Source organism: Acetobacter senegalensis (assembly GCF_001499615.1).
GTDB classification, from domain to species: Bacteria; Pseudomonadota; Alphaproteobacteria; order Acetobacterales; family Acetobacteraceae; genus Acetobacter; species Acetobacter senegalensis.
In genome coordinates, this window is record NZ_LN606600.1 from 2,734,979 (window position 1) to 2,756,075 (window position 21,097).

General features: G+C 57.3%; 16 protein-coding genes. 8 read left to right on the forward strand and 8 right to left on the reverse strand.

The window, feature by feature from the left end:
* Positions 1-14 precede the first annotated feature (14 nt).
* Positions 15-1,322, reverse strand: a complete 1,308-nt coding sequence (locus tag ASN_RS12765; RefSeq protein ID WP_231948208.1) for a cation diffusion facilitator family transporter — start codon at positions 1,320-1,322, stop codon at positions 15-17.
* Between the two features lie 124 nt (positions 1,323-1,446).
* Here ASN_RS12765 and ASN_RS12770 point away from each other — a divergent pair, with 124 nt between their 5' ends.
* Positions 1,447-3,111, forward strand: coding sequence for an NAD(P)/FAD-dependent oxidoreductase (locus tag ASN_RS12770; RefSeq protein ID WP_058989326.1), 1,665 nt, complete (start codon positions 1,447-1,449; stop codon positions 3,109-3,111).
* Positions 3,112-3,127: 16 nt separating this feature from the next.
* Here ASN_RS12770 and ASN_RS12775 read toward each other — a convergent pair whose 3' ends face one another.
* Positions 3,128-3,913, reverse strand: coding sequence for an alpha/beta fold hydrolase (locus tag ASN_RS12775; protein ID WP_058989327.1), 786 nt, complete (start codon positions 3,911-3,913; stop codon positions 3,128-3,130).
* Positions 3,914-4,670: 757 nt separating this feature from the next.
* On the opposite strand from ASN_RS12775, the gene ASN_RS12780 reads away from it, so the two are divergent.
* On the forward strand, positions 4,671-7,130 hold the full coding sequence (locus ASN_RS12780) for a TonB-dependent receptor (RefSeq protein WP_058988403.1): 2,460 nt from the start codon (positions 4,671-4,673) through the stop codon (positions 7,128-7,130).
* Positions 7,131-7,567: 437 nt separating this feature from the next.
* On the opposite strand, the gene ASN_RS12785 is transcribed toward ASN_RS12780, so the two are convergent.
* The 3 genes from ASN_RS12785 to ASN_RS12795 form a co-directional block, all read right to left on the reverse strand.
* Positions 7,568-9,556, reverse strand: a complete 1,989-nt coding sequence (locus ASN_RS12785; RefSeq protein ID WP_058988404.1) for an OPT family oligopeptide transporter — start codon at positions 9,554-9,556, stop codon at positions 7,568-7,570.
* A gap of 357 nt (positions 9,557-9,913) precedes the next feature.
* On the reverse strand, positions 9,914-11,680 hold the full coding sequence (locus ASN_RS12790) for an alginate export family protein (RefSeq protein ID WP_405055284.1): 1,767 nt from the start codon (positions 11,678-11,680) through the stop codon (positions 9,914-9,916).
* Positions 11,681-12,228: 548 nt separating this feature from the next.
* Complete coding sequence (locus ASN_RS12795) at positions 12,229-12,753, reverse strand: hypothetical protein (RefSeq protein ID WP_058988405.1); 525 nt, start codon at positions 12,751-12,753, stop codon at positions 12,229-12,231.
* A 273-nt stretch (positions 12,754-13,026) separates the two neighbouring features.
* On the opposite strand from ASN_RS12795, the gene ASN_RS12800 reads away from it, so the two are divergent.
* Positions 13,027-13,260, forward strand: a complete 234-nt coding sequence (locus ASN_RS12800; RefSeq protein ID WP_006558600.1) for a DUF3126 family protein — start codon at positions 13,027-13,029, stop codon at positions 13,258-13,260.
* A gap of 148 nt (positions 13,261-13,408) precedes the next feature.
* Here the strand turns inward: ASN_RS12800 and ASN_RS12805 are convergent, their stop codons facing one another.
* Positions 13,409-14,023 carry a DUF2939 domain-containing protein gene (locus ASN_RS12805; protein ID WP_006558601.1) on the reverse strand — a complete coding sequence of 205 codons (615 nt, stop codon included), beginning with the start codon at positions 14,021-14,023 and terminating at the stop codon, positions 13,409-13,411.
* 186 nt (positions 14,024-14,209) lie between these two features.
* On the opposite strand from ASN_RS12805, the gene ASN_RS12810 reads away from it, so the two are divergent.
* From ASN_RS12810 to ASN_RS12830, 5 genes are all read left to right on the forward strand, one after another.
* On the forward strand, positions 14,210-14,986 hold the full coding sequence (locus ASN_RS12810; protein ID WP_058988406.1) for a HesA/MoeB/ThiF family protein: 777 nt from the start codon (positions 14,210-14,212) through the stop codon (positions 14,984-14,986).
* Positions 14,983-15,477 carry a DsrE family protein gene (locus ASN_RS12815; RefSeq protein WP_058988407.1) on the forward strand — a complete coding sequence of 165 codons (495 nt, stop codon included), beginning with the start codon at positions 14,983-14,985 and terminating at the stop codon, positions 15,475-15,477. The genes ASN_RS12810 and ASN_RS12815 overlap by 4 nt, the downstream gene beginning before the upstream one ends.
* Before the next feature lie 89 nt (positions 15,478-15,566).
* Positions 15,567-16,574 (forward strand): SH3 domain-containing protein, encoded by a 1,008-nt coding sequence (locus ASN_RS12820; protein WP_058988408.1) that lies wholly within the window; start codon positions 15,567-15,569, stop codon positions 16,572-16,574.
* A 36-nt stretch (positions 16,575-16,610) separates the two neighbouring features.
* A complete protein-coding gene (gene pyk / locus ASN_RS12825; protein ID WP_058988409.1) occupies positions 16,611-18,047 on the forward strand; it encodes a pyruvate kinase in 1,437 nt (478 codons plus the stop codon).
* 127 nt (positions 18,048-18,174) lie between these two features.
* Positions 18,175-19,380: an SMP-30/gluconolactonase/LRE family protein gene (locus ASN_RS12830; protein ID WP_058988410.1), complete on the forward strand. Its 1,206-nt coding sequence runs from the start codon at positions 18,175-18,177 to the stop codon at positions 19,378-19,380.
* 157 nt (positions 19,381-19,537) lie between these two features.
* On the opposite strand, the gene ASN_RS12835 is transcribed toward ASN_RS12830, so the two are convergent.
* Positions 19,538-20,704: an MFS transporter gene (locus ASN_RS12835; protein ID WP_082666684.1), complete on the reverse strand. Its 1,167-nt coding sequence runs from the start codon at positions 20,702-20,704 to the stop codon at positions 19,538-19,540.
* Between the two features lie 153 nt (positions 20,705-20,857).
* The gene (locus tag ASN_RS12840; protein WP_045543001.1) at positions 20,858-21,094 is read right to left on the reverse strand and encodes a DUF6587 family protein; all 237 of its coding nucleotides are present in this window, start codon (positions 21,092-21,094) and stop codon (positions 20,858-20,860) included.
* Between the last annotated feature and the right edge of the window lie 3 nt (positions 21,095-21,097).

Here is a 21,097-nt window from a genome sequence, read left to right on the forward strand (position 1 = left end):
GCGGAACAACGTATTCAGACAGTATGCGGGTCTATCAGATGGCAGGAAGGAGCATAGCAGGCTTCCTCGATCTGCACGGTTGGATGGGCAATGCTGAAACGAGAGCGTAGCCCCTCGACCACATCCTGCAACAGGGCCGTTTGAGCTGAGGCGGTGGGAAGAGGCGTAGAGACGAGCACCAGATGAACCGTAAGCGCGGTTTCGGTGGTGCTGATGGGCCAGATATGCAGGTCATGAAGATCGGCAACACCGGGAACAGTCCGCAAGAAGTCCTCTACCGCAGCATGGTCGATAGAGCGGGGCACGGCATCCAGTGCCATATCCACGGAATCGCGGAGCAGACCCCATGTGGTCAGCACCACCAGCGCGGAAATGGCCAGACTGACGGCAGGGTCTATCCAGTTCAGGCCGGTCAGCAGAACCAGCCCGCCAGCAATCACCACCGCCAGAGAGGTGACGGCATCTGCCATCATATGCAGAAAGGCGCCGCGAATGTTCAGGTCATCTTTCTGGCCGGAGGCGAACAGCATGGCGGTGCCGCCATTCACCAGAATGCCAACAGCCGCCACAATCATGACGGTCTTGCCCGCCACGGGACCCGGTTCCAGCAGGCGACCAACGGATTCCCACGCTACCCCTCCCGTCACAACCAGCAGGATCACGGCGTTTGAAAGTGCTGCCAGAATGGAAGAGCGCCGAAGCCCGTATGTGAAACGGGCGGACGGGGACCGTTGGGACAGTTTTTCCGCCAGCCATGCAGCAGCCAGTGCCAGCACATCGGACAAATTATGCCCAGCATCGGCCAGCAGCGCCAGAGAGTGAGAGAATATGCCCCACAGGGCTTCGGCTGCCAGATAGACCAGATTGAGCGTGATGCCGATGGCAAAAGCTGTGCCAAAGGAAGCAGGCGCATGAACATGATGATGGCCAAATCCGTGGTGATGGTCGTGGCCAGCATGATCATGATGGTGATCATCATCATGATCGCTCCCGGTAGTATGCGCGTCATGCGGATGATCATGGGTATGGAGATCAGCCGAGCCATGGGGCTGTTCTGCTTCGGCGTGATCGTGCGCGCAGGCCTCATGTCCGTGGTCCAGATGATCAGACTCATCCTGATGGCCAGTGTGTGTGTGGGCTGGCGTTTCAGTGCCTGTTGGCGCCCCTAAGGAGTCCTGAGGCCCGTCAGCGGTCTGTTTCGTTCCGTGGTGGCAGCCTGCGTGATCTGTGTGGGGCGTGTGATCAGAATCCTCAGGAACAGGGGGTGCGGCGGGGGCGGTTCTGTCCGTGTTGTGCGGGTTCTGTGGAGTGGTGTCGGCCATGAAACGCTGCATCCTTGCGGGCTGGAGTGCCACCATGCCGTTGCGTTCAGACGCTGTCCGGCATAGGAAGCCCGGGCTCCCTTATTCTGAGTTTTGTCCTATCACATCTGATGAAGGTCACGCCATGCTTCGACTGACCGAACTGCGGCTTCCACTTGATCATCCTCCACAGGCGCTGGAGGAAGCGGTGCGCGAGCGCCTTGCGCTGGCTCTGGATGAGCTGGAAAGTGTTAGCGTGTTTCGGCGCGGGCATGATGCGCGGCGGCGGAGCGCCATCAAGCTTGTGTACACCGTTGACTGCGTGGTGAAGAACGAAGCTGCCGTTCTGGCACGTTTTCAGGCGGCTCACCCGACCAACCCCCATGTGACCATAGCGCCGGATATGTCCTGGCGGCAGCCGGTGGCGGTGGAGCAGGGCGCAGAACTGGCGGGCAAGGCGGAATATAAACGCCCAATCGTGATAGGCGCTGGCCCCTGCGGGTTCATGGCCGCGCTGATGCTGGCGCGCATGGGGTTGCGGCCTTTGCTGCTGGAGCGTGGCAAGGTGGTGCGCGAACGCACCGTGGATACGTTTGCCCTGTGGCGGCGCGGGGAGCTGACACCGGAAAGCAACGTGCAGTTTGGAGAAGGCGGGGCAGGAACGTTCTCGGACGGCAAGCTGTATAGTCAGGTGCGGGACCCACGCTTTCTGGGCCGCCGCGTGCTGGAGGAGTTTGTAAAAGCCGGAGCCCCGGAGGAAATTCTCTATCTGGCGCACCCGCATATTGGCACGTTTCGGCTGGTTTCCATGGTCGAGCATATCCGCGCAGAGATTGAGGCCGCCGGAGGGGAGTATCGCTTTGGCACCCGTGTGGACGGACTGGTTCTGGAGGATGGAACACGCCGGATAAAAGGCGTGCGCACGGCTGCTGGTGACGTGATAGAGGCGGATCATGTGGTTATGGCCGTGGGCCACAGTGCCCGTGATACGTTTGCCATGCTGCGGGACGCAGGTGTGGAGATGCAGGCCAAGCCGTTTTCCATCGGGGTGCGGATTGAACACCCGCAATCGGTCATTGATACCGCCCAGTTCGGGCCGAGTGCAGGCAACAAGCTTCTGGGGGCGGCTGAATATAGGCTGGTGCATCATGCCAGTAACGGACGTGGGGTGTATTCTTTCTGTATGTGTCCTGGTGGTACGGTTGTGGCCGCTACGTCCGAAATCGGGCAGGTGGTCACCAACGGGATGAGCCAGTATTCCCGTGCGGAACGAAACGCCAATTCCGGCATGGTGGTGGATCTGCGCCCCGGTGAGGATTATCCGGATGATCCGCTGGCAGGCATTGATTTCCAGCGCCATTGGGAGCGACAGGCCTTTGTGGCTGGCGGCTGCAATTACAACGCTCCCGCCCAGCGTGTGGGGGATTTTCTGGCCGGACGACCCTCCACCACATTGGGGAATGTTGTGCCATCCTACAAACCCGGCGTAACGCCCACGGATCTTTCAACCTGCCTGCCGGATTTTGCAGTGGAAGCCCTGCGGGAGGCGTTGCCGCGTTTTGATCGGAAGCTGCGCGGGTTCGCTATGGAAGACGCGGTTATGACAGGTGTCGAGACCCGTACGTCCTCTCCCGTGCGCCTGCCTCGCGGGCAGGATGGGCAATCCATAGGCACACCGGGCCTCTACCCAGCAGGGGAGGGCGCCGGATATGCAGGTGGTATTCTTTCCGCCGGAATAGACGGTATCCGCATTGCAGAAGCGGTCGCCCTGGATATGGCTGGCCGCACGGTAGAAGGCTTAGGGCTGTAAAGGAGAAATTCGCCCTTTAGAGTTTTGAGAACTCTTCCACTAGTTCAGCAAACCGTCTTGGTGCGTCGGCATGGACCCAGTGCCCCGCGCCACTTATGGTTTCCAGCGTATGGTGCGGAAAAAGCCTGCGCATGACGGGATAGTTGCGGGGCTGGATATAGGGAGAGATTTCCCCCCGGATAAAGAGTGTCGGACCGTTATAAACGCAGTTTTCCGGCAGATCTGGCCACCCCATGATGGCAGGTAATCCGGCCATGATGTCGTGCAGACCGATCTGCCAGCCAGGGTGATCTCCCAGCCGCATGTTCTGGATCATCAACTGCCGGACAGACTCATTCGGGATAAGGGGGCGCAGCAGCGCGTTTGCCCCGGCAAGGTCCAGTGTGGGGGGGAATTCCAGATTTTCCAGCCCGGCCGGAATATCCATGCGGGTAAAACCACCCTGCGCGGGGGCGATATCCACCACCACCAGACTATGAACCTGCGTGGGGTGTGTCAGGGCCAGCATCATGGCTGTTTTGCCGCCCATGGAATGCCCCAGTATCATGGCGGGTAAAGCATTGTGATGCTGCAATGTTTCCAGCACATCATCCGCCATGGCCTGATAGGTGACTGGCCCATGAGGGCTTTCTCCGTGGTTGCGGAGGTCAAGCGCCAGTGTGCGGCGTGTGGTGGCCAACCGCCGTTGCACAAAGCCCAGATTCCGCGCGCGCCCGAACATGCCATGCAATAGTGCAATCGGCGGCAGATGGGGGGCTTCTGTCGGGTTTTCGGGGCCTCGTTCAATCACATTCAGCAGCACGGTTTTTTCTGGTCCTTGTTTCTCTTGATACTGGCTATGCACGGATAGGTCTTTGTCTTGGTTTTCGCGCATCCTGGCCCGAAAGGCGAGAGGCTAACAGGTTGCCCCTTTGTCACCTTACGGAGAGACGGGGCAAAACACGCAGCGGCGACCGTCCTGAACAGAAAAGGGAGGAAAGAGGGCCTCCTGATTAATCTGAGATGGAGCGCCGCTTTGAAGGCATGGAGCGGCGGACACAAGAATGAGGATTGGACTTTGCGGACAGGGCGTATGTGCAGGAGCCTGCTTGAAACGCCTCGGTATAGGCATAACGGGTCTTCTTTGACGTAAAATGCATCCATTTTTCGTTTTAAGGGCTCCGCACAGCGGCTTACATATCGGTTTGTTCAGGTTCAAAAATTTCGTGCCTTGCCTTCAATCGCTGTCTTTCCAAATAGATCTGAGACAGATGAGATCTCATGCGTTGCGCATAGGAATGGTCAGTTCTTCTTCATTTCAAAAGCGAAGTAATGCTCTTCCGGAAAGCGTTTTTGAGGGAGCTATGCAGTATTTGACGGTTAGATATGCTTTGTAACGGATTTGATACCAGATATCCCGAGAAATTGAGGAAATAAAAAGGTTTTCTGACAAAGTAAAAAATTTTTTATGAGAATGAGAATAGGAATCACTTTCTGGTATTCCCTAAATGAACTTGCGAATAATTATCATTTATGGATAACAGCACTATTCTATTTTCCTAAAGCAGGTAGTGCGGTTCATGCGTGTATATAGTGTTCGTCGGCGTCTTCGGCCCGCGCCGTTGGCAGTGGGTTTGACTTTGGGGTGTACTGCGGCGTTTGGTGTGGCTGAAGATCAGGCGTGCGCAGCAACAGCGGATCACTCCCTTACAGATGCAAAAACTCATGGCCACCGGCATCATAAAAGGGACCATCAGCATGCTGATGCCAGCGTAAAAGCCGCGCCGGTTGCCGCAACGCCTCCTGCTGCCGCACAGGGTACAAAAGCCACGCTCGCCAACGCAAAGGGGAATGGTCCGACCCTGATTGCAGGGCAGGACGGCACCGAAGCTGAAGAATGGACAGTAACGGCGTCTCCCATGAACACGTTGCGGACCCCTATTGGCTTGAGCCGTATGCCGCAGGATGTTTTGCACACGCCGCAGACCATTGATGTTGTGCCGCAGATCCTCATGCAGCAGCAGAACGTGAAATCTCTTGATGAAGCGCTGAAAAATGTGCCGGGGATTACTGCTTCCGTTGGGGAGGGTGAAGGCGGCATGGCGGGGGACCAGTTCCTTATCCGTGGTTTTGCAGCGCAGAATGATATTTATGAAAATGGCTTGCGTGACTTTGGTGTTTATACCCGTGACAGCTTTGATTATGACCATGTGACGGTCATCAAAGGGCCGTCTTCACAGGTGTTTGGTAATGGCACCACAGGGGGTGCGATCAATATTACAACCAAAACACCTACTGCTGCGAACCATGTTAATGCCAGCTTCTCCGGTGGGAGCGGGGCCTATTATCGTGGCACGCTGGATTTTAATCACAAGATTACAGACAGCATTGCGTTCCGCATCACAGGCATGGGCAATGAGAGCAATATGGTGGGGCGTGATGCCGTGTACTCCCACCGTTGGGGTATTGCGCCGTCCATCATTTTTGGGCTGGGTAAAAAGGTTAATTATACCATCGAGTATTTGCATCAGACCGATAACCGTATTCCTGATTATGGTGTGCCGGTTGTAAAAAAACCGGGTGCCAGTTATGGCAAGCCGGTTACGGAATATGGCGTGCGCCGCACCAACTGGTATGGCACCACATTTGATCAGGACGCATCCAACGTTGATATGTTGACTGGCCGCCTGCATTGGGAGCTCAACAAATACGTTACGGTGTATAATGATACGCGCGGCGGTCTTTACAGCCGTTACTTCTCTGCCTCGCAGGAATCCTGTGATGCAACGTGTACATCAGCGCTGTTTTCATCCAACCCACAAAATGCAGTGGTTTCCCGTATTGGTGGGGTAGGTGGTCCGAACCCTTACCAGCAGAATGACTGGTCCGTGCAGAATGTGGCTTCGGCAGTTGCCAATTTTAACACGGGCAGTATCAAGCACCAGATGATTGGTGGTTTTGATATTGAGCATATTTATGATCGCCGCCAGAATTACGCCTATAATAATCCGGCTATCCGCCGCTGGGCGAACCTGCTGAATCCTGTGGCTTATATTCCGGGTCTGGATGTGGGTGTGGGATCACTCAACCCCGGAAATCTTGTGAATATTCCAAACGGTGTGGGCCGTAAGGAATGGAAGACAAGTGCGGCAACAGATGTGGGAGCGTTCTTCTCGGAACAGGCATGGCTGGCGCCGTGGTTCTCTATCAAGGCAGGGTTCCGGTGGGATCACTGGAGCAGCAATTATAACGCCACCGGCGGTGTTGCGAGCACACCTGACACGCATCTGGGCCAGAAGCAGGATACGTTCAACCCCAATGTCAGCCTGATGTACACACCGAATGATCATACAATGGTGTATTTCAACTGGGCTGAGTCCACGACACCGCTTGGGTTGTATGTGACCAACAGTTCCGAACCTTTGTCTCCCAAAAACTCCAAGTTTAAACCCGAACGCAGCAGACTTTACGAAATTGGGGCAAAATATTCAGCTTTTCATGACCGGATTGGCTTTACAGCATCTGTTTTCCGTCTGGAAAAAGGGAACTCCATGCTGACTGACCCCAGCAGCGGAGAGGTGACGGATTCTGGTGATACTCAGCGGAACCAGGGCCTGGAACTGAGTGTGTCGGGGCAGATCCTGAAAAACTGGAACATGATTGCCACCTATGCGCGGTATGACAGCAAGACCACAGGGGGAACGCTGGCCGATATTGGTAAGCAGATTCAGTATGTTCCGCGGAATCAGGCGACTGTATGGAGCACTTACGAAATTGCACCCAAAACACCGTATAACCTGACTGTTGGTGGGGGTGTGACATGGCGTGAAGGTGTGTTCCTTGATCCGGCCAATACGGCACGTGTTCCGGCGAATGTGGAATTTGATGCCGTGGTTTCTCACGAATTTGGCTCTCATTGGAGAGTGGCTATGAATGGCTACAACCTTGCCAATCGCCTGAACTACGGCAACCTGTTCAGCAACCGTGTTACCCCTTCTATCGGGCGCGCATTTCTGTTCCAGCTTTCCGCCAATTACTAAAGTCTTCTATCAAACCTGATGTGTCTCTCTTCAGGTTTGTTTATGAAAAAGCGCCAGACGTTTGTGTCTGGCGCTTTTTTGTTTGTGGTATGTTGGGGAAGAGCAAGGCTTGGGCAAGATTGTTCTTAGTCTCTCTTCTTGCCCCCCTACATTTCAAATGCGCTTTTCAGATTGAGCCGCGTCACGATCTTTCTTTGGCTGGCGTATGAAGAGGCTGTTTGAATAGTCTGGTAAAGGACGGTTCTGAAAACCTTTTTTCCATACCAATGCTCATCATACCTATGGATGGTGTTGAGTGAGAAGGAAGATGAGGAGGAGTTTTTTGCTAGCGTCCTTTGTCCGCCGGAGGACGGTCTGGCAAATGGCGAGAGCGGCAACTTCCCTGTGGTATGGTTTTGCACCACACCACAGGGACTATAAGAGAATAAGCGACTGACTCAGCTTGAGGGTTCGGTCTTCAGAACCATGCGGGAGAACCAGAAACAAATTCCGCAAAAAACAAGAAAGCCCATCAAGGTTGTGGCAGAGGCGGGCAACCATGAGGCGATGGAGAGAGCATCGTCTTTCCCCAACGCGCCAGAAAAGATGGCGAGTGCGACCCCGGTCAGGCTTTCGCCCACAATAAAGCCAGAGGCCAACATGGTGCCAACGCTGGTGTCATGTTCAGCCGCAGGTTCTGTCTGCGTGCCGGAAGAAGACACAGTTTGTGCGTGGCTTTTCGCCATGCGTCGTTTCAGGAGCCAGCCCATGATCGCGCCCACAGCCAGCGTGACGCTGACAGAAGGCGGCAGATAAATCCCTACAGCCACACCCAATGGCGGCAGGGAAAGTTTGCGGCGGCGCAGCAACAGATCAAGAATAACCAGACCTATGCCCAGCCCGATGCCCACGGAGAGCATGCTCCAGTCCAGAGACTGGGTAAAAATGCCTTTGGCAATCAAGGAGATCAATGCCGGTTGCGGGGCGGAAAGGGCATGGCTGGGGTCCATGCCGGGCCGTGGCATGGCACCAGCAAACCCATAAGCCTGATAGAGAATATTGAGCACGGGAGGAATGACGGCCGCTCCCACAACACACCCTGCAATCAACGCGACCTGCTGTTTCCAGGGCGATGCGCCCACAAGCTGACCGGTTTTCAGATCCTGAAGATTATCATTGGAAATGGCGGCAATAGCGGTAATGGCGGAGAGCAGCAGGATGGTGAAACCAATGGCCAGCTTCTGGTTGTTGGCCATCAGTTCCGCAGGCATCAACCCTAGGGTTTCTAGCCCCATAATCATCAGGGCAGAAAGAACAGCGGCAATAATCACAATGCCGGAAATGGGGGATGAGGATGACCCCACAATTCCAGCCATGTAGCCGCATGCAGCGGCCATGATGAACCCGAACACCACACAGAACGCCACGGCAGCAATGACGGCAGGCCAGATACCATGAGCAACTGGAGCCAGAAATGCTGCAAAAAACCCGCCCAGCAACAGCACGGTTACCAACAGCAGAAGCCCCAGCATGCGCGGAGAGAGATCCCGGTCCCGATCGGTGGTCAGTGGGTCGCGGCTGGCCATAATCATGGAGCGCAAACCACGCGCCACAGGCCCCATCAGTTCCACAAGCGTCCAGACAGAGGCCATGGCGATGGCACCCGCCCCGATGAAGCGCACCTTATGCAGCCACATGGATTGCGCGAAGGCGGCGGCGCTTAGATGGTCCGGGTTGGGCATGTAGGCTGTCAGCCATGGCACGCCAAGCCCCCAGGCCAGTATGCATCCAAGCAGCATGGCCAGCCCTCCCGCCAGCCCAACCAGATATCCGGCCCCGATCAGCGCGAGGGAAAGACCCCCGCTGGCCTGAAACACTGCAGCACCTGCGCTGGTGGTGACGGTGACCGTATCGGCCAGCACTCGCAAACCGTTACTGGCAAATGTAAACAGGGCTGCGACCACACTGCCGCTGATCAGCGCGCCCAGGCTCCGGCTGTTTCCGTCTTCTGCTCCGGCCCGTAAAATTTCCGCAGCGGCAACACCTTCCGGGTAAGGGAGGCTGCTTTCTGTCACCAGTGCGCGGCGTAGGGGGATGGTAAACAAGACCCCCGCAATGCCACCAGCCAGTGAAAGTCCTGCGGTCTGCCAGAATGGAAAACTGCTCCAGATGCCGGTCATGATCAGGCCGGGAAAAGTGGCGAACACGCAGGAAAGGGTGCCCGCGGCGGAGGCCTGACTCTGCACCATGTTGTTTTCAAGAATGGTGCCTTTGCCCAGTGCTTTCAGCACAGCCATGGAAATAACGGCTGCGGGGATGGAAGAGGCGAAGGTAAGCCCTATGCGTAGCCCCAGATAAACGTTTGACGCCGTAAAAACGACGGTAATCAGGGCCCCGAGAATAAGCCCGCGCAGGGTGAGTTCTCTCAGGGGGGAAGAGTGCGTCATACGCGAAGGCCTCGTATGGTCGTTATGGAGTGAACGGCTGGAGCCGCCTCTCCGCTCCTGCATGAGTGAGCGGCAGACTGCTGGCCGTTTTTCATAACCTTCTCGATACGATGCCTGAGCGGGCTTGTCTGCCCCTGAATGAAGCGCGAAGGCAACTGGCTGGAGGAGAGACTGAGGTAAGACCCCGCGTACCCATGATACGAGGGAGGAAGTCTTCTTTCACAAAAAAAGACCTGCGAGGCAGAGCCAGCAGGTCTTTTGCGGACAGGGTGAACCGGAGGAAACCCGATGAGTCAGTTCTCCGGTTTTCTGGTCTCACCGTTAGCGGAGAGTCTGATGTGTATCAGGCTGATACGATCAGAATGTCAGTTCCAGGTTGGTTTGCACAAAAGCACCTGACGATGCCCCTGCCTTGATCAGGGATTTGGAGGCGAAGGCATATTCTCCGTCTATACTGAATGTGACGTGTCGGGTGGCACGCCATGTGAAGCTGGCCTGTGGCATGGTGGCGGTATAAGCGCCGCTTGGCCGGAACGAGTAAGGTGCCGTGGGGTTGGAATAAATGGCGTCATGAACGCTGCTGCGCCAGATAACGGGCACTTTCATGAGCAAGGATGTGTTGCGGCTGGTCGCGATCGTGGCGATCGGGCCGACATCAATCAGGTTCGAGTTGCCGATATACGTGCTGAGATCCAGATAGTACGCGCTAGGCACATATGGAGAGAGGAAGTTGCCCCAACTACTGGTCTGGCTTTTGCGGGTGTCTCCACCGGAAATATCGTCCGCCTGAATCCCGATGGCTGGCCGCCCCCACCAGTTGGCAAAGCGCCATGATACAGTGGCGTTGAACGAGTAGGCTGATACCGGGCGGGTGCGACCGTTGTTGGCGGGACGAAATTCGCCGCCCTGCCACATGCCACCCAGCGAGAATTCAATGGGGCCAGCATTGCCCCACAGGCGCATGCCGGGGGTATCGCGATGGGTGGACCCTGCAATGGTGCCCTGGCGCGCGGCAATCGGGTTGCTGGCCAGCAGATAGCCCAGATAAAATGTATCAACAAAAACCTGGCTGTTTCTGTTCATGAACTTGAAGTTGGGCAGCGCGTAGGATGTGTACGCCCCAAACAGCCGGGATCTCCACCCCACCTGATCATGAAAGGCAACGGGCGGGGCGTTGTTCGTGAGGCTGAGGTCAAAGATGTCAAAGCGGAAACGCTTCCAGAAGGCATAACCGCGCAGCCCGTTCCAGGAGTAGGGAAGCGTGGGATATACAGCGCCAGCCGTCACGTATGGTGGGGCATCCAGAAAGGTCATGCGCCCCACCATGGCGCCCATGGTGGCCCCCAGCATATGGCCGCGCACTTCAACAAACGCCTGCTGGGCATCCAGCTTGCTCCGCCAGCGGCCACCAGCATAACCAAAGTAGTTTATGCCGCCCGCCTGGGCGCTCATCAGTTCACCATATAGCCGTACATGCTCACCCAGATGCAGGTCTGCCCCCGCGTTCCAGCGCAGGTTGGATCGATAGGCCGGGCTGGTGCGCAGCGTACCAAACCCTGCTTTCTGGTCATAAAACCCGTGATGGCGGAAGTTACCGCTCAGGCTCAGATAGATGGAGCCGCTATCATTGAACGGGATGTATTTCAGCGGGTCCAGCGCATCGATACGGTTACGCTTGTTCCGGAGCGAAGACCAATCCTCCGCCCAGCGGGAAACAGCATAATAACCCACGGTGCCAAACCCTGCCGCAGCGCCCGTATTGGCATTGAACACCCCCCAAGGCCCCTGATGCAGCAATGCGGAGGGCAGAGGTTTGAGTTCCAGAGACTGCGGCTGGCCGTAGGCTTCCGGTCGGCTGGTCAGCGGAGGCAGGAGCATGTTGTCCCAAAAGCCCGGTTTTTTCATGGGCTCGGGGTGTTCATGTTCTGGCGTGGTCCCATGGGGGTCTGCCAGCGTGCTTGTTTTACTGGCGGGATGAGACGTGGGGGTATGGGGGTGCTGCATGATGGCGGCATTAGGCGCCGTTTCTGGCGCATGCGCTGCATGTGCTGCAACCGGAATGCAGGCCATGGCCGCAAGAAAGCCAAAAGATGTGAGAGGCGCTGGCGTGAGGGAAGAGGACATCACACTCCAAAAAGTCTTTTTTGGAATCGCGTAGCCGATATTTTCCATGGTTCGTAACTTTGAACTGACATGTTTGGGAAAGAGAGCCGTTCCGTATTTTTGCTTGTTTATTGAAGGAACTGGCTCTGTACGGTCTGGGTAGCCTGTGCGGCAGTCAGACGTGTGCCCGGAGGCTTCTGGGCCTGAGGGGCGTAAGTCGCGCAAATGCATGGAAAAGGACAGCGCGAGAAAAAGACAGCGGGGAAAAAGAAGGAAAGGCGGGCGGAAAAGCCCGTTCAATCTGGTAGAAAACGCTGTGCATCACGATGACCTTAGAATGGGGTGGCATAGTGAGGTGAAAACACCGGCTATGCTCTTTGGTTTTTTCTGATCTGCATCATAGGTATGACTATATGAGCAGAATGTCATCTCGCGTTTACGTGTGAAAAATAAAAATTAAAGAAATTTTTCGATACCAGCATGACAGAGAATGCAGGCCGGAAAGCCCACTCTTCTGCGGATCGGGGGCAAAAAAAGGACAAAGGAATGCGTAAGCCCGATAGTAATTTCTATGGGGTGATAGGGCCATCCAAGGCCTTCAGGCATGTATCGGCGCGCACGGAAAAGTGAATGTCATGCATAGCCATCACGGCCTGTCTGGCCCGCATGCGCCAGCTACGCGGCATACCCTCCGGCGAGCAGACGGCCTGAGTACTGAAATTGGGGTCTCTGGCCTGTGTGGTGGAGGCCAGTACAGCAGCCGGATGCGCGGGCAGGGCGTAACGCAGGGCCAAGCGCAGGGAGCGCGCGGTGGAAGGGTCCGCCAGCGGCATGAGGGCCGGGATGACGCGGGCACTGTCAGGCTGCCCGCTGCTGACGGCTTGCCTCACCTCAGACCATTTGTGCGTTTTGTTCAGTGTCTCCGCAGTCTGGCGCGCGCCGTCCGTTTCAATCATGTGCAATAGCTGGGTGGAAGAGGAATCGGGTGTCTGATGCGGGACAGCCTGAAGAGGGCGATCCTGAAGGGTAAGGGAGAAGGCCCCGGCTGTTCCGGCAAGAAGCAGGAGGAGGGCCGAGAAACGGGCAAGACGCATGATACCGGTCTCCTTTCCTGAACGTGAGGGCGCTGACGGTGGGAAAACTGCTCAGGGCCCGATGAAACACTTGAGAAAGAATAGCCGCCGGAAAATGGCGCGGAGAAGGCGCTTAAACGGAAAGGTTGCGGCAGGAGGGCAGGCTATTCTATAGCAGGCGCAATTCGTCAGAGATCAGGGTAACCTCCCGACCATGGCGGCACGGTGGTTTCTGCCGTAGCTGTGTATGATCTGACTTTGAACTCTAAACCCCACCCCAAGGATTGAGTCCCCATGAGCGGCAGCACACCTTCTCCTTCTGAAATCGCCCGTTTGCAAACTGCCCTGCGCCGTCTGCTGGGATCTGCTGGGCTTACGGTCAACAAGCCCCCGCGTGCCGGCATGTCTGTTGAGCTGGCTGTAAATGGTGAAGTGATTGGTACCATTCATCGCGATGATGATGAAGGTGAAGTCTCTTACGCCATCAACATGGTTCTGCTTGAAGAAGATCTTCCGGCCGAAAAATGAGGCTCTCACCCTGCTGAGGCAGGGTGTGTAGGCACCAGAGGCAAAAAAAGGCTGCATGGCTTCAGAGCGTGCAGCCTTTTTTAATGAGGTCATCAGACGGTGTTATGCGAACGCCCGGCTGAACCGCCCTTACAGGAGAGCGGTGGTCTCAGGCGTTGGAGGGCGTGGCCGAGGCGGTCATGGTGGGTTGCCGCGCTACGGGGAAGTCCACTTTTGTGATCTTCCAGCGCCAGCCCTGAATCCGCATTTCGATTTTCAGGGGCGTTTCCCGTTCATGACCAGGCAGAGGCACGGAGGCCTCAAACTGGTCCAGCCGTGCAAAGCGGAACGAGGTTTTGCTGATCAACGTGCCCAATGAGGGCGCAGCCTGCTTGGCGGGGAGAGCCGCGGGCATGGCTTCATCTACCAACGTGCCCAGATTGGCCTGAGAGACATTGATATCAACTGCGTTGGAAACGGCCGTGGTGGCGAAGGACGAGCCAAATTCCGGCAGATCATCCGATGCAGGCTGAAGCAGGTTGAGACCAGAGAGCGCCTGATGTTTGATGGACGCATCAAGTGATCCCCAGTTGATAACCTGACCAAGGGAGGTCATGTCATGAGACTGGAGGGATGTTCCAATCGTCCAGAGTGTGACGAAAGGGGATGCGAGATAAAGACCAAAGGCTGCGGCTGAGGCACCAACACACACTTTTCGCGCGGTCTGGCGCGAAGGCAGACTGGCTAACCGGGCAGGGCGTCCGGATGTGGTGAGGGCAATCATGCTATGCAATCCTCGTATGCTAAATTGGTAATTCACATATAGCAGACGCATGTCACCCATGCATAGTTTCATGACTAATTTGTCATATTTCTTTCAAGATTATGACACAGCCGTCCTGACCTCTTAAAACGCGGGAAAACTCGGGTTGCAGAGCCCATGACCTTGTTCTGGAAAGGAAACAGACTGATGGCGCTTGAATTTACTGAAGCCGAAATTCAGCGCTATTCCCGGCATATTCTGCTGCCCGAAGTGGGCGGAACGGGGCAGGCGGCCCTGCGTGCGGCCTCCGTGCTCATTATCGGCGCGGGCGGACTGGGCTCTCCCGTAGCGCTGTATCTGGCTGCGGCCGGGGTGGGCCGGATTGGCCTTGTGGATGATGATGTCGTCGAGCTTTCCAATCTTCAGCGTCAGATTGTGCATGTGACTGATGCGGTCGGGGCACGGAAGGTCGACTCCGCCCGCGCCCGGCTGGAAGCCCTTAATCCGGAAGTCACCATTGAAACGTGGCCCATGCGGCTGACGGCTGACGTGGTGGATGATCTGGTGCAACGGTATGATCTGGTGTGTGACGGATGCGATAATTTCGCCACCCGCTATCTGGTGAACGCCGCCTGTGTGCGGGCGCGCAAGCCCTTGGTGTCTGCTGCCGTGCAGCGGTTTGAGGGGCAGCTTTCCACTTTTCGTCCATGGGAGGGTGGCCCCTGTTATCATTGTCTCTATCCGGAAACAGATGGGGTGGCAGACGGGCTGAGCTGCGGGGAGGCCGGAGTTTTTGGCGCCGTTACAGGGGTGATGGGAACGTTGCAGGCCACAGAAGCCCTGAAAGAACTGCTAGGGCTTGGCACGTCACTGGCCGGACGCCTTCTGATGTGGGATGCTCTTGCCACGCGCTTTACCACCATTGCCCTGCAAAGGGACCCCACATGCCCCGTTTGCAGCGCCGAGCAGGATGTTTCCGCATGAGCACGTCTTCTACCGGTTCCCACACGCCGCCCCGTTCTCATGCTTCCGGGGCCGTCGGGCCGCTGGCAGGGGTGTCCGGCTTGTCCGCAGCGGCGGCCTATGCGGAAGGAGGGGGGTGTGATCTGGCCATCATGATCGTGGAGGCGCGATATGAGCGGGTGCACGCTGCGCTGATGCTGGCGGTTACAGCCAGTGCATTGGGGCAGGCGGTTCTTCTGTTTGGCATGGGTGCCGGGGTGACAGCCTTTTGTGAGCAATGGGACGGTCTTGAACAGCCCGAGCGCGATGCAGCGCGGCAGGAAGCCGGGGTTGCCGGGCTGGAAACGTTGCGCACCGCGTTGACCGACCTTGATGATGTCACCCTGATGGTGTGCGACTCCGGGCTGAAAGCCATGTCTGTGTCTGAGCAGGCCCTTCTGGCGGGCGTGGCCGTGGTTGGGCTTCCTACTTTTCTGGATCAGGCCGGTACAGCCCGTTTGGCTGTTTTCTAAGGGACCAACAGGGTTTGGAGGAGGGTGTCAGAGCGGGGCGATGTGCAAACCTCTTGCCGCAATGGCCCGCTCTTGGCAGGGATGCAGCCATGATGTTCAGATTGTCTTCAATGTTCCGGCTTCACTTGCTGTCCTGCGCTGCAGGCTGCATGGTTGCATTGTCTGGTGCCGTGGCGGCTGAAAAAAAGCCAGCCCCCCATAAACACCCAGCGCATGTGGCTTCTACGGCCCATGATGCTGCTGCCAGAAAAAAAGTGGCGGCTAAAAAGGCAGCAGCGAAGGATGCCTCCACTCAGAAGGCGGCGTCAGCCAAGCATGCGCACAGCGCAGCGGCACATCATGAGACCAAAACGCATGATGCAAAGGCCAAGGCGCATCACGCAACGGCAGTTCATCATGGCGCGGACAAACACAAGGCCGCCATTGCAGCCGGAGCCGCTGGTGTAGCCGCGGGGGCTGCGGCCACTGCCGCACCGGCTCCCGCAGATGCCGCACCACCGCCAGAGGCAACACCGCCTGAACCCCCGAAAGGTTCTGTAACAGGGCTACCTCTGCCCCGTTATGCCTCCTTGCGGGCGGATGAAGTGAATATGCGGGCCGGGCCGGGCCGTCGCTTCCCCATTCTATGGGTGTATCATCGCCGTGGCATGCCCATGCGTATTGAGCGCGAATTTGACGTGTGGCGCTTGGTTGAAGATCCTACCGGGCAGAAAGGCTGGGTTCAGCAGGCAACCATCTCTGGTGGTCGGGACTTCCTGATTCCGGGTGAGGCACCCGGCGATGAAAGCCCTATTCCCGAAAAAACAGATAAAAATGGTGTGAAAATTCCACCCTCCGGTCATATGGATACGCGCGTGCTGGGCACTGTGGCGACGGCTGATGATGCCAAGTCTATTGCCGGAGCGGTACCGCTTTATGCCAGCGCCCGGACTGATGCCCCGGTTGTGGCGATCCTGAAACCGGGTACAGTCGGCTCAGTTAAAGAGTGTGCGGCTGGTGCGGACTGGTGCAAGGTTTCGGTCAAGCAGTACACCGGCTGGATATCCCGTCGTGCGATCTGGGGTGTGGACGCAGAGGAAGCGATCTCACCTTCCTGAAGACCGGTGGCGGGCGGATAAGGAAAAAGATAAATCATGCCTACAACAAACGCGCTGCATTGCCGTACAAAGATTGTGGCAACGCTCGGCCCGGCTTCTTCCGATTATGAGACAATCCGTGATCTGGCTCAGGCCGGGGCAGATGTGTTTCGCTTCAACTTCTCTCACGGCACGCATGAGGACCATGCCGCCCGCCATGCCATTGTGCGGCGGGTGGAAGCGGAACTGGGGGAACCCATTGGCATTCTGGCAGACATGCAGGGCCCTAAGCTGCGTGTAGGAAATTTTGCTGAAGGCAAGGTGACGCTAAAGCCGGGAGCCCCGTTCCGTTTTGACCTCTCGGATGAGCCGGGGAATGAAACGCGCGTCCGTCTGCCGCATCCGGAAATTATTGCCGTCGCCAAGCCCGGCAGCCGCCTGCTGATGGATGATGGCAAACTGGCCGTGATTGTGGAGCAGGTGGGGCCGGACTGGCTGGATACACGGGTTGAGGTTGGGGGCGTTCTCTCCAACCACAAAGGCGTCAACGTGCCGGATGTGACGCTGCCTATTCCTGCCCTGACAGAAAAGGACCGGCGTGATCTGGCGTTCGCGCTGGGGCTTGGAGTGGACTACGTCGCGCTTTCGTTCGTGCAGCGGCCGGAAGATGTGAGCGAGGCGCGGGCCCTGATCGGGGATCGGGCCAACCTGCTGGTGAAGCTGGAAAAACCGCAGGCCATGGATAATCTGGAAGCCATTCTGGAGCTGACAGATGCCGTTATGGTGGCCCGTGGAGATCTGGGGGTGGAACTTCCGCCAGAAAACGTGCCGCTGGCCCAGAAACGGATTATTCGTCTGGCCCGCAAATTGGGCAAGCCGGTGGTTGTTGCCACCCAGATGCTGGAAAGCATGATTTCTTCCCCCACGCCTACCCGTGCCGAAGCATCGGATGTGGCGACGGCGGTGTTTGATGGGGCGGATGCCGTCATGCTCTCTGCTGAATCTGCAGCGGGGCAGTATCCGCGGGAAGCCGTACGGATCATGAACCGGATTATCTGGCGCATTGAGCAGGACCCGGAATGGCAGTCCATGATGGCCGTTGCCCGCCTTGCGCCAGAAGATTACGTGGTGGACGCCATTGCCAGCGCTGCCCAGCAGGTGGCGGACACGCTCAAGGCTTCCGCCATTGTGGCGTACACACACCGGGGGGCTACTGCGTTCCGTATTGCGCGCGAACGCCCGCTCTGCCTCGTGCTAGGCATTACCCCCACCAAGGAAGCCGCCCGGCGCATGGCGCTGGTATGGGGTGTGCGGGCTTTTGTGAGCGATGACCGGCGCAACGGCACCAGTGTGGAAGAAATGGTGACGATTGCGCAGGAGGTGGTTGCACAGGCCAAGGTGGGCAGCTCTGGCAATTCTATTGTCATTGCCGCAGGGGTTCCCTTTGGTGTTGCAGGGTCCACCAATCTGTTGCGGGTGGCAAAAATTCCCTGATAATGGGAAACGCATGGCTTTCCATGCTCTATGGTCTGGGAAGCGGTGCGGAACCACCGGATGACAGGGGGTGTATGACACGGTATTTCCCCGCCAGCATGATGGTACAAGGCAGGAGAGATAACGGATGAAGCCAGCCAACGGACACTTGCCGCGCCGTAAATTATTACAGGGGCTGGGGTGCCTTTCTGCCGGGCTGGCTGCAACCGGGGCTGCACCGGTGGCGGATGTCACGGAAAATGTGCGTCCGCCGGATGTCACGACCAATCCTCCCCGCCAGTGGGGGTCGGGCGCGCCGCCGTCTTATACGCCAGACCCGGATGTGGTGATTATTGATCGCTCTTTCCGGGATTTGCTGTTCAGTGCAGCCACCATTCATCGGGTGTGGGATCAGGGAACATGGCTGGAAGGGCCCGCCTGGTCTTCTGAAGGGCGTTATCTGCTGTTCAGTGATACCGTAACCAGCCGCCAGTACCGCTATTTGTGGGAGACGGGAGAGGTAACGGTTTTCCGCCCGGAATCCTACCACTCCAATGGCAATACGTTTGACTATCAGGGGCGCCAGATCTCTTGCGAGCACTTCCTGCGCCGTGTGATCCGATGGGAGCATGATGGGTCCGTGCGCGTGATTGCGGACCATTATGAAGGTCGCCCCTTGAATTCCCCTAATGATGTGGTGGTGCATCCGGATGGCGGCATCTGGTTTACAGACCCCGGTTATGGGGATGGCTTTACCGAGGGCCATGCGGATGAACCGGGTGGTGAAGCCAACCCGGATGGCAAGATACGCTGGCGTCTGGGTGAAGAACTGATTGGCGAGATTGGCGGCAACAAACGGCAGGCGGATCATACCTTTCGTGTGGATCCTTCAGGCCGGATTGAAGCGGTGCTGACACAGGCCCAACTGCCTAACCCCAACGGACTGTGTTTTTCGCCCGATCATAAAAATCTTTACGCTATCTCCTCAGGTCGGCAGCCCGGAGGGAATGGGCATGATGGCGATCAGGCCATTCATGTGTTTGATATCCAGAAGGATAACACATTGGCCAATCCGCGCCTGTTTACCAACATGCGGTTTCAGGGCGTGCAGATGGGGCCAGATGGCATGAAGGCCGACATTTTCGGCAATCTGTGGTGCGGGGCCGGGGGACCGCTGGGTCTGTGCGGTGTGTTCGTGTTCAATCCGGAAGGGCATCTGATCGGCCGCATCCGCCTGCCACATGGAGTCTCCAACCTCACATTTGGCGGTCCCAAGCGGAACTGGCTGTTCATGTGCGCCGGGGAATCCCTTTACCGCTTGCAGGTTAACACACAGGGCGTTGCCCCTGCCTGAGTGCTGAGTGCTGAGTGCTGAGTGCTGAGTGCTGAGTGCTGAGTGGCTGCCTGCGACTAAGGGATGCCGGGAGAAGAGGGCGCGAGGTCTCAGTCTTCTATTCCGTTGGTAGGGAAGAAGACTCCTCAGGCGGCAGTCCAGTGCGTTACTGAGCGCCTTAAGCACTTTTCCTGAGGAAAATGGGCAGGAGCGTGAACAGGCCGCAGGCCAGAGAGACAAAGTAAGGTAGGCCATGGCGGCTGATGTCTATGGCCGTACCTGCCATTTCTGGGCCGATGAAGGCACCCAGCCCCCAGGCAACAGAGGTTGTCGCGTAGATTGAGACAAGGTCTCCACCGGAAAAACGGCTGCCGACGACGGACATGGCCAGCGTATAAATAGCTGCAAAAAGACCATCCCACACAAACAGAAGTACATAGGCCCATGGTTGATGCGTGATACCTAGCGGCCAGAGCAACGCGCCGAGGCAGGAGGCAACGCCAAGGCCGATCATCAGGTGCCTGCGGTTCATACGGTCCCCCAGCCAGCCGAGTGGAAACTGGAGGGTAATGGCCCCAAGCAGCATGACAGACAGCAGCAGCGTGGCGGCCTGCTCGGTCCAGCCGTTACGAATGGCGTAAAGTGTCAGGAAGGAGGACCCTGCGGCCTCCAGCATGGCCATAAGCAACGTAATGCCGATGGCGATAGGCGCTAGGGTGATGTAGCGCCACAACCCCGAATGGGTTGCCCGCTTCAGCGCGGGAGCGTGCATCCAGGGCATGCAGACCAGCACCAATGCTGTCAGGACAAAGCCTGCACTTATGGCGTAGGGCGTGAACCCGTGTCGCCCGGCCACAGCAAGAATAAGGGGCCCCAGTGCGAATCCTAATGAGAGCATGGAGCTATAGAGGCCCATGGTGCGTGTGCGGGTCTGATCCGCTGTGATCTGGTTCAGCCAGCTTTCAGACAGGATGAGCAGAATTTCCGTGGCGCAGCCAAGAGCCAGCCGCAGGGGAAACCAGAACCAGATGGAGGGCACCACTGGCAGAAGCACGAGCACAGAAGCGATGACCCCAAGGGCAAGAACCAGAGGGCGGCGCGGCCCAAAATGGGCTGCAATGCGCGGCAGAAACGGGGCAACGCTCAGAACCCCAACGGCGTGCATCATGGCGTTGGCGGCAATGATCTGTGCGCCGTAACCCCGGTCAAACAGTTCCAGCGTGAATAAGGGCGCGCTGAGCCCGTAGGTCAGACCGAAAATCATACCCACCGCCAGCAAGCACGCGATGGGTAGAACGGGCGTGGCGGAGAGGGGTTTTATGCGCCCCTGTGAGGAAGAAGACATGATCCCTTGTAGCGCGCTTTTAGCAGGCTACCAGCGTGTCAGAGCTACAATGAAGGCTGTTTGCTTTGATTTTATTCTGAAGCCCGTTTTTGATCTGTCAGCAGGATGTGTTTTCAGGGGCGACAGCGTTGCAACGCTAGAAGACGCGCTGTTCTAGTGGCACCCGCCGTTTTTATCATCACAGCCTTTGCATCCGCCACAGCCGGGGCTTGCGCCGGAGGGTGTGGCAAGTCGCTCCGCTTTGGTGCGGAGGCCGGGAAGTGCCTGTGTGGCGACCAGCAGCCCTGCGAGGGCACGCCAGAGAGGGATCATGGCGGAAGGTGCCAGCCTCTGGAGCCAGTAGGCAGCACAGAGAAGGACAACAAGGCCGACAAGTAGAATCTGTGTCACAGG